The sequence below is a fragment of the Xanthomonas sp. NCPPB 1128 genome (assembly GCF_001043115.1).
Taxonomy (GTDB): Bacteria; Pseudomonadota; Gammaproteobacteria; order Xanthomonadales; family Xanthomonadaceae; genus Xanthomonas_A.
Genome location: NZ_LFME01000029.1, coordinates 26,026 through 39,676, shown reverse-complemented (window position 1 = coordinate 39,676; position 13,651 = coordinate 26,026). Strand labels below are relative to the sequence as shown.

Below are 13,651 nucleotides of genomic sequence, written 5' to 3'. Positions count from 1 at the left end.
TGGGGAGTCGGGAGCATCCGGCCGTGCGTGCCGGCGCACCCTCACCCCAACCCCTCTCCCGGGGGGAGAGGGGCTTGCATCACTTCTTGACGCCGGGGAAGCCCAGCTTCTCGCGCTGCGCGTAGTAGGCCTTGGCCACCGCCTGCGCCAGCGCGCGCACGCGCAGGATGTAGCGCTGGCGCTCGGTCACCGAGATCGCGCGGCGTGCGTCGAGCAGGTTGAAGGCATGGCTGGCCTTGGTCACCTGTTCGTAGGCCGGCAGCGGCAGCCCGACCTCGACCAGCGCCTGCGCTTCCTGCTCGCACGCGTCGAAGCGGTGGAACAGCTCGGCCACGTTGGCGTGTTCGAAGTTGTACGCGCTCTGCTCCACCTCGTTCTGGTGGTAGACGTCGCCGTAGGTGACCGGCGTGCCATCGGGACCGTAGGTCCACACCAGGTCGTAGACGTTGTCGCAGTTCTGCAGGTACATGCACAGGCGCTCGAGCCCGTAGGTGATCTCGCCCAGCACCGGCTTGCACTCCAGGCCGCCGGCCTGCTGGAAGTAGGTGAACTGGGTGACCTCCATGCCGTTGAGCCACACCTCCCAGCCCAGGCCCCAGGCGCCGAGCGTCGGCGATTCCCAGTTGTCCTCGACGAAGCGAAGATCGTGCACCAGCGGATCGATGCCCAGCGCCTTGAGCGAATCCAGGTACAGCTGCTGGATGTTGTCCGGGTTCGGCTTCATCGCCACCTGGTACTGGTAGTAGCGCTGCAGGCGGTTCGGGTTCTCGCCGTAGCGGCCGTCGGTGGGGCGCCGACTCGGCTGCACGTAGGCCGCGTTCCACGGCTCCGGCCCGAGCGCGCGCAGGAACGTGGACGGATGGAAGGTGCCGGCGCCCACTTCCAGGTCCAGCGATTGGATCAGCACGCAGCCGTGCTGCGCCCAGAACTGGTTGAGGGTCTGGATCAGACCCTGGAACGTGATCGGTACGGACCGGGAAACGGACATCTCGCAGGGGCCGGTTAAGGGGTGCGCTAGTATAGCGACCGACTCGCGGGGACTTCCGCGCACCGGACCTGGACCATGGATTCGCGCCCTGCCGCGCCGCCCGCGTCGTTGCCGCCGGGCCGCCTGAGCTTTGAGCGGGTGGCCGCGGCGCTGCTCGCCGACGGCCTGGTTGCGCCGGCCGAACGCGGCCGCGTGCAGTTCTCGGCGCAGACCGCGCGTACTGCCAGCGACGTGCATCCGCTGGTGCTGCTGTCCAACCTGAAACTGGCCGCGACCCGTCCGCCGGGCAGCGAGCTGAGCCTGGAACGGCTGACCGAATGGCTGGCGCAGCGCTGCGGCCTGCGCTACCTGCGCATCGATCCGACCCGGGTCGACGTGGCCGCGGTCACCGGCGTGGTCTCGCACGCCTACGCGCGGCGCCACCGCATCCTGCCGCTTGCCCTGCAGCCCGAACGCCTGCTCGTGGCCACCAGCGAACCGCTGGCGCTGGACTGGCTGGGCGACGTGCAACACCTGGCGCGGCGCCGCATCGAGGTGGTGGTGGTCAACCCGCTGGACCTGCATCGCTACACGATGGAGTTCTTCGGCGTGACCCGCTCGGTGCGTGGCGCCAAGGACGGGCGCACCGAACAGAGCAGCGGCCTGCCCAGTTTCGAGCAACTGGTGGAACTGGGCCGCGGCGGCGACGTCAACGCCGACGATCACCACATTGTGCACATCGTCGACTGGCTGCTGCAGTACGCCTACGAGCAGCGGGCCAGCGACATCCACCTGGAGCCGCGGCGCGAGGCCGGGCGCATGCGCTTCCGCATCGACGGGGTGCTGCACAAGGTGCTGGAAGTGCCGCCGGCGGTGATGACCGCCATCGTCAGCCGCATCAAGGTGCTCGGGCGCATGGACCTGGCCGAGCGGCGGCGGCCGCAGGACGGCCGCATCAAGACCCGCTCGCCGGGCGGGCGCGAGACCGAGATGCGCCTGTCGACGATGCCCACCGCCTTCGGCGAAAAGTGCGTGATGCGCATCTTCGACCCGGACGCGGCGTTCAAGAGCGTGGACCAGCTCGGCTTCAGCGCGCAGGAAGCGGCGGGCTGGAACGCGCTGGTGGAACGCCCGCACGGCATCGTGCTGGTCACCGGCCCCACCGGCTCGGGCAAGACCACCACGCTGTACTCCACGCTCAAGCGCCTGGCCACGCCGGACGTGAACGTGTGCAGTGTGGAGGACCCGATCGAGATGATCGCCACCGAGTTCAACCAGATGCAGGTGCAGACCAACATCGACCTGGACTTCGCCAGCGGCGTGCGCACCCTGCTGCGGCAGGACCCGGACATCATCATGATCGGCGAAATCCGCGACCTGGAAACCGCGCAGATGGCGGTGCAGGCCTCGCTGACCGGCCACCTGGTGCTGTCGACCCTGCACACCAACGACGCGCCCTCGGCGATCACCCGCCTACTCGACCTGGGCGTGCCGCACTACCTGGTCGCCTCCACCCTCAACGGCGTGTTGGCGCAGCGCCTGGTGCGCACCCTGTGCGGCCACTGCAAGCGCCCGCACACCCTCGACGCACACGAGTGGGACGCGTTGCGCGAGCCGGGCGAGGCCCTGCCCGAGCCGCTGCAGCCCTATGCGCCGGTCGGCTGCCTGGAGTGCCGCCGCACCGGCTATCTGGGTCGGGTCGGCCTGTACGAACTGCTGCCGGTGACCCCGCGCCTGCGCACCCTGATCCGCGCCGACATGGACCTGGCCGGCTTCAGCCGCGCCGCCCAGGACGAGGGCGTGCGCACGCTGCGCCGCGCCGGCCTGGAAAAGGTGGCCGCCGGGCTGACCACCATCGAGGAAGTGCTGTCGGTGCTGCCGCCGCGGGAGTGAGCGGGCGGGGCGGCGCGTCGGCATGCGGCTCCTGGTCGATGGCCTGCCGCGCCCGTGCACTTGTCGGAGCGCCCCATCAGGATAGGCCGGTACTCTCGTAGGAGCGGCTTCAGCCGCGACAGGGCATTCCCGGTAACGCCTCGTCGCGGCTGAAGCCGCTCCTACAAGGCAATGGCGTGTCTCGCCAAGCCGCGGCAACAGCGAGCGATGAGCGCCGCCTCGCGTCGGACGAGGATGGCGGACGCAACGCCGCGATCCATGCCGCGGTTATTTCGTCCCGGCCAGCGGCGTGAGGCTGCTCGCCGCGATGGCCTTGGCCGCGGCAGGAGACGCCAGGTAATCCAGCAGCGCCTGCGCCGCCTGCGGCTGCGTGCTGGCGGTGGCGACGGCGCCGGAGTACAGCGTCATCTGCTGCGCCTGCCTGGGGATCAGGCCGACGATGGCGATGCCCGGCACCGGCTTGAGTTCGCTCAGTTGCTGGAAGCCCAGTTGCGCCTCGCCACGCGCGACCACCGCACCCACCGGCTCGGCGGGAATCATCCGCGCCTTCGCGGCGAAGCCATCGCCGAGCCGCATCTTCGGGAACAGCGTGCGCGACAGGTAGACGCCGCTGGCGCTATCGGAATAGGCCACCGACTTGCTGTCCAGCAGGGTCTTGCGGAAGGCCTCCATCGTCGAGATGTCCGGTGTGGGCGCGCCCTGTTTGACCGCCATGGCGATGTAGGACTCGCCCAGGTCCACGCGGCTGGCCGGGCGCGCCTGGCCGCCGGCAACGAGCGTGTCGAGCGCCGCGCCGACCATCAGCAGCACGTCCGCCGGCTCGTGCCGGGCGAGGCGGTTGGGAATGGCCTGCGGCGTGTCGCCCATCGACGGTGCCGCCTCGATGTGCAGCGTGACGCCCGTGGCGCGTTCGTAATCGGGCGCGACGGCGCGGATCGCGCCCATGATGCCGCCGGAGCTGAGGACCGTCAGCGTCGTGGGCGGGGCGGGACGGTCCGCACCCGGCGCCGTCGCAGCCGATGCGGACGTGGAGGCGAGCAGCAGCGCGGCCAGGATCAAGGGAATCAGGGAACGGCGCATGACGGACCTGCCCGGAGGAAAGCGCGATAGCCTGCGCGATCGGCGCTGAAGCGGACGGGAAGCAGCTGCCGGTGCACCGGAACCTGGCCGCGTGCCGGCCAGATCGTCAGCGCGATCCACGCACGGCAATCAGCGGCACCGCCTCGGTCGCGCGATTGCCGCCCGTCGTCGTCGTACCAGGAACAGGACCGCGCGTCGCCATCGCACGCAGTGCGGCGGTCGCGGTGTTCGCCGTCATCGGATTGTTCTAGAGTGCATTCGAACCCTCCGTCCTGTGTGCCGTGGCGTGTACCGCCACGCATGGCGCACCCTGCCGATCGCCTGCATGTCCACCACCACCGCATCTGCCGCCGCCCGCGTCCGCGAGGCTGTCCGTTCCGCCACCGCCGGTCTGATCGAACGCGAGCAACTGGCCGAATTGATGGTGCTGGCGGCGATCGCCCAAGAGCACCTGTTGATCGTCGGTCCGCCCGGCACCGCCAAGAGCGCGGTGGTCCGGCGCGTCGCCACCGCGCTCGGCGGTCGCTACTTCGAGTATCTGCTGGGCCGCTTCACCGAGCCGTCGGAACTGTTCGGTCCGGTGGATCTGCGCAAGTTGCGCGAGGGCGTGGTCGAAACCGATGTCGCCGGCATGTTGCCGGAGGCCGACGTCGCGTTTCTCGACGAGGTGTTTCTGGGCTCCACGGCCATCCTCAATACCTTGCTGGGCGTGTTGAACGAACGCCGCTTCCGCCGCGGCCACCCCGATCTGGCCTGCCCGCTGCGCATCTGCGTGGGCGCGGCCAATGCACTGCCCGAGGACGAGGCGCTGGCGGCGTTCGCCGACCGCTTCCTGCTGCATGTGTTCGTCGATGCGGTGCCCGATCATCAACTGGAAGCCCTGCTGGCCGGCGGCTGGCAGGCCGAGCGTAGCGCGGTGACGCCCGCCGCTGACCTGGCCGACCTGGACAGCCTGGCCGCGCAGGTGCGGCAGGTGCGGATGGACGATGCCCGCCTGCTGCTGGCGCAGGCGATCCGGACCTTGCGCGCGGCTGGTCTGGCGCTGTCGGATCGGCGCATCGTCAAGACCCAGCGGCTGGTCGCGGCGGCCGCCGTGCTGGCCGGCCGCAACGTCGCGACCGAGGCGGATCTGTGGCCGCTGTTCTATGTCATGCCCACGCGCGAGGCGCAGGCCGCCGCACAGGACGCGCTGCGCGACACCTTGGCGCTGGCCGCCAATCCGATGCTGCGCGCCGCGGCGGAACAGGCGGCACTTCAGCCGCTGTCGCGGGTGGCTCGGCTGCTCGAGAGCGCCCAGCAGTGCCTGGCCGGGTCCGACGCGGGCGCTGTGCCCAGCGCCGAGGCGGTACTGCGCGAGATCGATGCCAACTTCACCCCTGCCTCCTTGCCGGAGACGCTTGCCGTCGCGCGTGCGGGCCTGATCGAGCGGATCGGCGCCAGCGCATGACCTGGGCGTGGCAGGACGATCCGGCGCCGCCACCGCCGCAGGGCGTGGTCGCTGCGGGCCGCGAATGCGCGCAGCGTCTGCTGGCGTGCATCGCGCGCAGCACACAGCCCGATGCGCTGATGGTCGCGGCCAGCACCGACCTGGTGGTGCTGACTGGCCCTGAGGCGTGTCTGCCATGGGTGGACGGAGCGCTGTACATCGCGCCGCGCGCAGAGGCGCCGTCGCTCTGGCTGCCGACCAATCAGCGCCCACAGATCGCCTTGGATCTGCTGGCCAAGGCCGTGGCGCGCCTGCATCCCGGCTCGCCCTGGCTGTTGTTGCGCACGCCGGCGGTGGTGGTGCCGTTGCAACGGCTGCTGCCGGCCAGTGCGACGGTGCTGGAGCAGGTCCGTCGGCGCTGGGCGGCATGAGCGCGGTGCTGCCGCTGCCGCCGGCGCTGCAGCCATGGCATGCATGGCTGGCATGGTTCGATGCGGAGATCGCGACGATGGTCGGCGACTGGCTGCTGCGGCTGGATCCGCTGCTGGGTCGAGGCACCGCGCGCCTGCAGCATGGCGCCGCCGTTATGGACGGGATCGACGATCTGCGCCGCCGCGGCGCCTACGACCGCCTGCTCTTGAGCGAGTGGGCCGTGGCCGAGCTGCTGGCCGACGAATTCCTGCGCCGTGCCGCACACCACGAACACCTGTTCCTGGCGCCGAAGCTCACCCGGCCACGCAGCGATGCACTGGTCCTGGCGCTGTTCGATGCCGGCCCGGCGCAGCGTGGCGCCATGCGCCTGCTGCACGTGGCGATGTGGATCCTGCTGGCGCGCCGTGCGCAGGCGGCAGGCGCACGCTTCGCCTGGGGCGTGCTGCAGCGGCCAGGCGAGATGCGCACCGCGGACACGCCGGACGCGGTGCGCGCGCTGCTGCACGCCCGCACCCACGACCTGACCAGCGAGGCCGACCGCACGGCCTGGCGGGCGCATCTGGCCGGTGCTGGTCATGCCAGCAGCGAATGCTGGTGGATGAGCGCCGATGACGTCGTCGCCGGCCCCGGCGATCGCCAGGTCCAGATCCGCCAGCGCTTCGACGAGTGCTTGTCGGTGTCGATCAGGACGCCACAGGCGCGCCGCGCGCTGGTGCTGGCCCTGCCCGATGCGCGGGCCGCGGCGCGGCTGTTGCGCGGCGAGTTCATCGCCGCGCCGGCACCCATGGACATGCCTGCCGTGCAGACCCTGAAAGGACGGCTGTCGCTGCGGCAACCGCCGGTGTTCAGCATCGACGGCAGGCATCTGGCGCTGCCGCTGGCCGGCACGCACGAGGCGGTGCTGCTGAAGATCGCCGACGAGGGCGGTCACAAGATGCTGAAGCCGCGCTACAGCGCATGGCAGGCCAATGGCGAGCTGCTGTGCGGGACGATCGCCAACAAGGAATTCGTCGGCGTGGTGGCCACCCAGGACGGGCTATTGTCCTTCTGGAAGATGCCGGATTTCTGGCCGGTTGCGCGGCCGCCGGCCGGGGCATTCGCTGCCGCGCCCGGCACCGCGCGCTGGCTGCAGTGCGCCTGGCTCCGGGACGGCGCACGCAGGCCGCAGACGCAGCGGATTGTGATCCTGGACAGTGCCGGGCGCCTGCTGTCGTGGACCAACGCCAGCACCCGCCCGGGGCGCGACATGCCTGCGCACGTGACGCTGGACGAGCAGGTGCTGGCGATGCAGCCACTCGACGCGCAACGGCTGCTGTATGTGCGCCATGAGGCCGGCCAATTGCGCCTGAACTACCTCTACCGCGAAGGCAAGATCGGGCTGCTGGCCAAACTGGCGATGCCGGCGCGACCGGCCCGGCTGATGCTGCGCGGGCGCCTGCGCGATGGCGATTGGCACGGCGGCATTTGCCTGGAATTGCGCGACCAGCGCGACGAGGGCGGGGTCTATCGGTTGTACCAGGGAGGACCCGGGGACGGGTTTTCCGAACTGGAACTGCGGCTTCCCGGCGGCGGCAAGGTGGTGGGATTGGTGGAGGATCCGCACCACCCGGAACGCAGCGGGCTGTTGCTGCTGCGACCGAACCGGCGCACCTTGCTCGCGCTCGGCGAACATGGCCAGGAGATCTTGCACCAGGCCACTGCCGACATCAGTGCCGTCTCGGTGTCGCCGGACGGCAGCAAGGTCGCGGTGCTAGATCTAACCGGGCAACTGCGGGTGCTGGGCGATGGCGGACGCCGCGTGGTGCTGCGTGCGCAGGGACAGCGTGGGGATGACCGCGATGGCTGAACCGACGAGCGCCACGTCCAGCGCCGCTGCGATACGCGATCCGGTCTGGCGCGGCTGGCAGCCGCTCGACGGCCTGTGGTGGCCGCACGACTTGCTGCCGGCGCCGGTGCGCTGCGCGCGCATGCTGGCCGCATGGCACCCGGGCTGCCGCGCCTATCGGTTCGCCGAAGGCGACGTCCTGTGCTTCGCCCACCCACAGCCGTTGCAGTGCGACACGCTGGGCGCGGTGCCGCTGCGGCGCCTGCAGGGGATCCTGTCCTCGGCGCCATTGACCGAAGCGGAGCGGGCGGTGTTGCCGACCATCGACCTCGGCGTGGTCGCAGGCGGCGCCGTGCTGGGGCTGCGCTTCGATCAGGGCACGCTGCTCGATCTGTCCGAAGCGATCGTCCTGGACGCGTACCGGGTGCTGCAACCCTACGATTGCAGTGCGGCGCCGCCGCAACTGGACGTCGCGCAATTGCAGGGCAAGGACGTGCGCGACGTGCTTGGGGAGGCGATCCCCCCGCGCAGCGCGGAGGGCGAGGCGTTCCTGCAGGCCATGACCCAGGCGCGGTCGGCAGCGGCTAAGCGCGACGGCATTGCAGCGGTGCGCGAGCGCATGCTGGGTGGGCTGGCGGCGCTGCTGGCACGCCTGCTGCCGCGATCGGCGACGAACCAGGCCGCACCGTCGGAGGCTGGCGGCATCTCCGCACGCGGCCGCGCACCCGTTCGCCCCAGCGCCTGGCGCGACCGCCTCGCGCGGCTGGCGGCGATCAGTCGCCTGGGCAAGCTGATCGGCTACCGGCATGGCGCCTATCTGCGGCGCATGATGGCGATGTTCGAACGCGGCGACCTGGACGAAGCCCTGCGCAACGCGCTGCCGCTGGATGCGGCCGGGCAGTCGCTCGGGCAGGCATTCGGTACGCCGGGCCGGCGCGCGCACCTGCAGCTGTCCCAGCACCTGGGGCAGGGCGCCAACCTGCAGTTGGGCGAGGACCTGACCGCCCACCTGCGGCGCATGTACCGCCAGGCGTTCGCCGCGCTCGACCGCAAGGGCCGCATCGACGAAGCCGTGTTCGTCCTGGCCGAACTGCTCAACGCGCGGCAGGAAGCCCTGGATTACTTGGTCGACCATGGGCGCCACGCACAGGCCGCCGAACTGGCCATGGGCTGGGACATGCCGCCGGGCCTGATCATCCGGCTGCTGATGCTGGCCGGCGACGTGCGCCGTGCAATCCAGGTAGCGCGGCGCGACCATGCCTTCGCCGAGGCGGTGGCGCAGCTGCAGGCCGCCCATCCCGCGTTGGCGGCGCAGTTGCGCCTGGAATGGGGGCACGCCCTGGTCGAAGGTGGGCACTGGCTGGAAGCGGTCGACGTGGTCTGGCCGCTGCATGCATCGCGCGATCTCGCGCTGCAGTGGCTGCTTGCCGCCGAACGCGGCGGCGCGGGACTGTCGGCACGCGCGCTGGTGCAGCGGGCCAATCTGCTGCCGGACACGTTGCAGCAGTACACGGAACGGATCGCGGTATTGGCCGACCCGGCGGCCGACCCGTCTCCACGGGCGGCGCTGGCGAGCGCCTTGCTTGCCATTGGCGGCGACAGCGCCGCACTGCGGCGGCTGGCGGCCTGCGTGCTGCCCGCGCTTGCCGCCGACTGCAGCGCCGGCCGCAACGGCATGGGACGCAGCGATCTGGACCGGCTCCTGAAGGTGGCAGCCGATCCTTGCCTCAAGAGCGACATGCCGCCCTGGCGCGTCGCGCAGGCCGCGCATCCGACGCCGTTCTGGCGTCGGGACGCGGCCCTAGACCTGCCGTTGCCCGCTGCCGGCCTGCAGACGATCCATGATGCGGCGGTCCTGCCCGACCGGCACTACCTGGTCGCTTTCGGCGAAGCAGGCGCGGCCGTACTGGATGCGCGCGGGCGGGTGGTCCAGCGCCACGCGGTGCCGGCCTACCGCCTGGTGCTGGCGGCGAGCGGGCAGATGGCGCTGGCGGTGGCGCCGCGCGAGCGGGTTGCACGGATCGCGCGGCTGGACCTGACGACCCGCAGCAGCGTCGACCTCGGCGTCATGGCCTTGCAGTTCGCTGCTTCCACGCTCAACGGGACCGGTTGGACCGTGGTGGTGGACGATCGCATCCTGGTGCTCGACGTCGGCAAGGGGCTGAGCGAGGTGCTGTGGCATGTCGGCGACCTGCCGGGTCCGATCGTGTCTGCCGGCTTCTTCGCCGATTGCGAGATGTTTCTGGTACGCACCGGCACCACGGTGCAGGACTGGACCTACACCCTGCCGCACCGGCGCCTGCGCGGGCGCGACGACAGCGTCCTGCAGGACGGCGTGCCGGTCATGCCGCACCGCTGCGGCGCGATGCAGGTGCCGCAGTTGGAACCGCGTCCGAACGAGGAGGTCGCCCTGGTCTACCGCGATGGCAGCGGCGAGCGCGCCTGCGTGCTGCCGCGGGTGCAGGCGCCGTCGATCCTGGGCGAACAGTTCGTCCCGCTCGAGCAGGGCATGCTGGTCGGCGTCCACCAGACCGACTGCAGCCGCTACTTCGTCGTGCGCCTGGCCGATGCCGCGTGCATCGCCACGCTGGAAGCCCCCGCCGGCCTGACCCTGGGCGTGCGCGAGCAACCGGGGCACTTGCTTCTGCATGGCGCGGACGGCCGCCTGCTGGACATCGACCTGGTGCTGTCGCTGGCGCAACCGCTGACGCTGCAGTGACAAACCCTGGTTCCCCCGCGGGGGTAGCCCGCCAGGTCATGGCACTGCGAGACGTGCGCCACCGGCGTCCGGTCGTACTCATGATCGCCAGTTATATGACTATGCCGCCACCGCCGCGCGGCCTTGAACAATCCACGGCGACGGCGTCTAGAATCCCAGCATGCCGTTCGCTTCTCCCGTCCGTCGCCGTGCTGCGCCCTTCCTGATCCTCGAAACCGGCGAACCGGTGGCGACGATGCGGCGCTACGGACGCTTCCCGCACTGGATCCGCGTCGCCGCCGGTCTGGCCGAGCGCGACACGGTGGTGGCCAATGTCGCCGCCGGCGAGGCCTTGCCGACGCGGGGCGACTTCGCCGGTGTGATCGTCACCGGCTCGGCGGCGTTCGTCACCGATCGGGCCGACTGGAGCGAGCGCTCGGCCGAGTGGCTGCGCGAGGCCGCCGAGGACGGCACGCCATTGCTGGGCATCTGCTACGGCCACCAGCTGCTGGCGCATGCGCTGGGCGGAGAGGTGGCCTACAACCCGGCCGGGCGCGAATCGGGCACGGTGCACATCGAACTGCACCCGCCCGCGGCCGAGGATCCGCTGTTCGCCGGCCTGCCTGAGCGCTTCCCCGCGCATGCCACGCATCTGCAGACGGTGCTGCGCGCCCCGGCCGGTGCCACGGTGCTGGCGCGCTCGGCGCAGGACCAGTGCCACGCGTTCCGCTGGGGCGAGGCGGCCTGGGGCCTGCAGTTCCATCCGGAGTTCGCCACCCACCACATGCGCGGCTACGTGCAGGCGCGTGCCGACTGTCTACGCAGCGCCGGACGCTGCGCCCGTACCATCGCCCGCGAGGTCAGCGCCGCGCCGCTGGCACGCAAACTGTTGCGGCGCTTCGTTCAGCACGCACGCGGGCAGCACAGCAGCGGCCAGGCAAAACCGCGATAATCTGTGCAGTCGCTGCGCTGTACGGCGTCCCCCACTTCGGATTGGCAATGATCGAGATTCGCAAGCTGCCGGCCTCGGCCGGCGCGGAATGGCTGTTGGCCGGCATGTCCCTGCTGCGGCGCGCGCCCTGGGCGTTGGGCCGGCTCGGGTTGATCTGGGGCCTGGCGGCGCTGATCGCCCTGTTCCTGGGCGTGCTCAACCCGACCCTGGGCATGCTGGCGCAGCTGCTGATGGGGCTGGCCGGACCGCTGCTGTTCGGTGGGCTGGTGTGGGCCGTGCGCGAGGTCGATCAGGGTCGCAGCGCCGAGCCGGCGCACCTGCTGCAGGGCCTGCAGGGCGGCCGCACGCCGAACCTGCTGGTGGCGCTGCTGCCGCAGGTAGTGGTCGGGCTGGCGTTGGCCCTGCTGGCGGTGGTGGTGATCGGCCCGGACGGGTGGATGCAGCTGACCACGGTGATGAACAAGCTCAACGAGCTGGGCCAGTCCGGCGCGCAGCCGGATCCGCTGCAGGTGGAGCAACTGGTCGCGACCCTGCCGGCGCTGCGCATCCTGCTGTGGCTGATGCTGGTGGCGGTCGGGTTCGTGGCGGTGGCGCTGACCCTGTTCCTGTTCGCGCCGCAGGTGATGTTCGACGGCCGCAACGGCATCGCCGCCATCGGGCACGGCCTGCGCGCCTGCCTGCACAACCTGCCGGCGATGCTGGTGTTCTTCGTCCTCGCCTTCCTGGCCATGTTCGCGTTCTATTTCGCGCTGACCGTGGTGATGCTGGTGCTGCAGTTCCTGGTCGGCACCGCCGTGGCGGCGCTGGTCGCGCAGTTGCTGCTGATGGCGCTGCTGATGCCGGTCCTGGCCGGGATCGTGTACGCGGCCTGGAAGCAGATGTTCGTGCACGCCGGCGATGCCGCGCCGGCGGTGCCGCCGCCGCCGTCCAACGTCTTTGTGGCGTAGGGCCGGGATTGGGGAGTCGGGATTCGGGAATCGCGAGAGCGACAGCAACAGCAAAACGGCCCCTCGGGGCCGTTTTGCTGTGTGCAGGTGAGCGCCGTGCGGTGGCGATCTGGTTCGAGGATGCGTAAGAGGCAGCGAACCGCTCTTGCGACTCCCTACTCCCGACTCTCCACTCCCGGCTTCTTCGTCACCGCGGCCGCGGCGATGATGCCCAGCTCGTACAGCAGGCACATCGGGATCGCCAGCATCAGCTGCGAGACCACGTCGGGCGGGGTCAGGATCGCCGCCAGGACGAAGATGCCGACCACCGCGTAGCCGCGGCCCTCGCGCAGTTGCTGCGGGGTCACCCAGCCGAGCAGGGCCAGGATCACCAGCGCCACCGGCAGTTCGAAGCTGGCGCCGAAGGCGAAGAAGATCGCCAGGACGAAGTCCAGGTAGGCGCCGGCATCGGGGGTGAGCTGGATCACGTCCGGCTTGAACGTGGTCAGGAAGTGGAACACCGCCGGCAACACCAGGAAGTAGGCGAAGCCGCAGCCGAGGTAGAACAGCAGCACCGCCGAGGCCAGCAGCGGCAGCGCCAGGCGCTTCTCGCGCTGGTACAGGCCGGGCGCGACGAAGGCCCAGGCCTGGTACAGCAGCCACGGCGCGGACACGAACAGGGCCAGGAAGAACGCCAGCTTGAGCGGGGCGATGACGGCGCCGGCCGGGTGCGTGGCGATCACGCTTTGGCCCACCGGCAACTGCGCCAGCATCGGTTCGGCCAGCCAGGAGTACAGGCGCTTGGAGAAGGGCAGCAGCGCCACCACCACCACGCCCAAACCGATCAGCGCGCGCATCAGCCGCGCGCGCAGTTCGATCAGGTGTTCGATCAGGCTGCTCTCGGCTTCGACGTTCATCGTGGCGCCTCCGGATCAATGGAGGGCGGTTGGCCAGTGGGCGCGGTCGCAGCAGCGGGCGCCGGATGTGGCGCGGCCGCACCGCGCGCCGCGGCCGGCAGCACGGAAGCGGCGGCCGCCGTCGACGGCGGCAGCGGCGTGGCCGTGTCGGGAGCGTGTGCGGTCGAGACGTCTGTGGCAGCACCGGCCGCTGGCGGCACGATCGCCGAAGCGCTGTCGGCCGGCGGCACCGGCGGATTCGGGTCGATCTCGCGGCGCAGTGCCTCGGTCTGCCGCTGCAGTTCCTCGCTGCCGTCGCGAAACTGGGTCTCGGCCTGGCGCAGCGAACTGTGCACGTCGTGCAGGCTGCGCTTGAGTTCCTCGGCTTCCAGTTCGCGTTCCAGTTCCTGCTTCACCGAGTCCCACTGCGCGCGCGCGCGGCGCACCCACAACCCGGCGAAGCGCGCGGCCTTGGGCAGGCGCTCGGGGCCGAGCACCACCAGGGCCACCACCGCGATCACCAGCAGTTCGCTGAATCCGATATCGAACACGCCGG

The 13,651-nt window shown here is 70.8% G+C and carries 12 protein-coding genes; 7 read left to right on the top strand and 5 right to left on the bottom strand.

The window, feature by feature from the left end; genetic code table 11:
• Positions 1 to 79: 79 nt before the first annotated feature.
• Positions 80 to 988 (bottom strand): glycine--tRNA ligase subunit alpha, encoded by a 909-nt coding sequence (gene glyQ, locus ACP93_RS16310; RefSeq protein WP_048491716.1) that lies wholly within the window; start codon positions 986 to 988, stop codon positions 80 to 82.
• A gap of 75 nt (positions 989 to 1,063) precedes the next feature.
• Here glyQ and ACP93_RS16305 point away from each other — a divergent pair, with 75 nt between their 5' ends.
• A complete protein-coding gene (locus tag ACP93_RS16305; RefSeq protein WP_048491715.1) occupies positions 1,064 to 2,860 on the top strand; it encodes a GspE/PulE family protein in 1,797 nt (598 codons plus the stop codon).
• Positions 2,861 to 3,127: 267 nt separating this feature from the next.
• Here ACP93_RS16305 and ACP93_RS16300 read toward each other — a convergent pair whose 3' ends face one another.
• The gene (locus tag ACP93_RS16300) at positions 3,128 to 3,940 is read right to left on the bottom strand and encodes a substrate-binding domain-containing protein (protein ID WP_048491714.1); all 813 of its coding nucleotides are present in this window, start codon (positions 3,938 to 3,940) and stop codon (positions 3,128 to 3,130) included.
• 106 nt (positions 3,941 to 4,046) lie between these two features.
• Positions 4,047 to 4,178, bottom strand: a complete 132-nt coding sequence (locus ACP93_RS22470) for a hypothetical protein (RefSeq protein ID WP_255347941.1) — start codon at positions 4,176 to 4,178, stop codon at positions 4,047 to 4,049.
• 87 nt (positions 4,179 to 4,265) lie between these two features.
• Between ACP93_RS22470 and ACP93_RS16295 the strand changes: the two genes are divergently transcribed.
• From ACP93_RS16295 to ACP93_RS16270, 6 genes are all read left to right on the top strand, one after another.
• The gene (locus ACP93_RS16295; RefSeq protein ID WP_048491745.1) at positions 4,266 to 5,387 is read left to right on the top strand and encodes an AAA family ATPase; all 1,122 of its coding nucleotides are present in this window, start codon (positions 4,266 to 4,268) and stop codon (positions 5,385 to 5,387) included.
• Complete coding sequence (locus ACP93_RS16290) at positions 5,384 to 5,797, top strand: bpX5 domain-containing protein (RefSeq protein WP_048491713.1); 414 nt, start codon at positions 5,384 to 5,386, stop codon at positions 5,795 to 5,797. The genes ACP93_RS16295 and ACP93_RS16290 overlap by 4 nt, the downstream gene beginning before the upstream one ends.
• Complete coding sequence (locus tag ACP93_RS16285) at positions 5,794 to 7,644, top strand: hypothetical protein (RefSeq protein WP_048491712.1); 1,851 nt, start codon at positions 5,794 to 5,796, stop codon at positions 7,642 to 7,644. Before ACP93_RS16290 ends, ACP93_RS16285 begins: the two co-directional genes overlap by 4 nt.
• Positions 7,637 to 10,342 carry a bpX6 domain-containing protein gene (locus ACP93_RS16280; RefSeq protein ID WP_048491744.1) on the top strand — a complete coding sequence of 902 codons (2,706 nt, stop codon included), beginning with the start codon at positions 7,637 to 7,639 and terminating at the stop codon, positions 10,340 to 10,342. The genes ACP93_RS16285 and ACP93_RS16280 overlap by 8 nt, the downstream gene beginning before the upstream one ends.
• A gap of 160 nt (positions 10,343 to 10,502) precedes the next feature.
• Positions 10,503 to 11,273, top strand: a complete 771-nt coding sequence (locus ACP93_RS16275; protein WP_082143510.1) for a glutamine amidotransferase — start codon at positions 10,503 to 10,505, stop codon at positions 11,271 to 11,273.
• Positions 11,274 to 11,320: 47 nt separating this feature from the next.
• Complete coding sequence (locus ACP93_RS16270; protein ID WP_048491711.1) at positions 11,321 to 12,220, top strand: BPSS1780 family membrane protein; 900 nt, start codon at positions 11,321 to 11,323, stop codon at positions 12,218 to 12,220.
• A gap of 155 nt (positions 12,221 to 12,375) precedes the next feature.
• On the opposite strand, the gene tatC is transcribed toward ACP93_RS16270, so the two are convergent.
• Both tatC and tatB read right to left on the bottom strand, forming a co-directional pair.
• Complete coding sequence (tatC, locus tag ACP93_RS16265; protein WP_048491710.1) at positions 12,376 to 13,116, bottom strand: twin-arginine translocase subunit TatC; 741 nt, start codon at positions 13,114 to 13,116, stop codon at positions 12,376 to 12,378.
• The gene (gene tatB / locus ACP93_RS16260) at positions 13,113 to 13,646 is read right to left on the bottom strand and encodes a Sec-independent protein translocase protein TatB (RefSeq protein WP_048491709.1); all 534 of its coding nucleotides are present in this window, start codon (positions 13,644 to 13,646) and stop codon (positions 13,113 to 13,115) included. Before tatB ends, tatC begins: the two co-directional genes overlap by 4 nt.
• Positions 13,647 to 13,651: the final 5 nt, after the last annotated feature.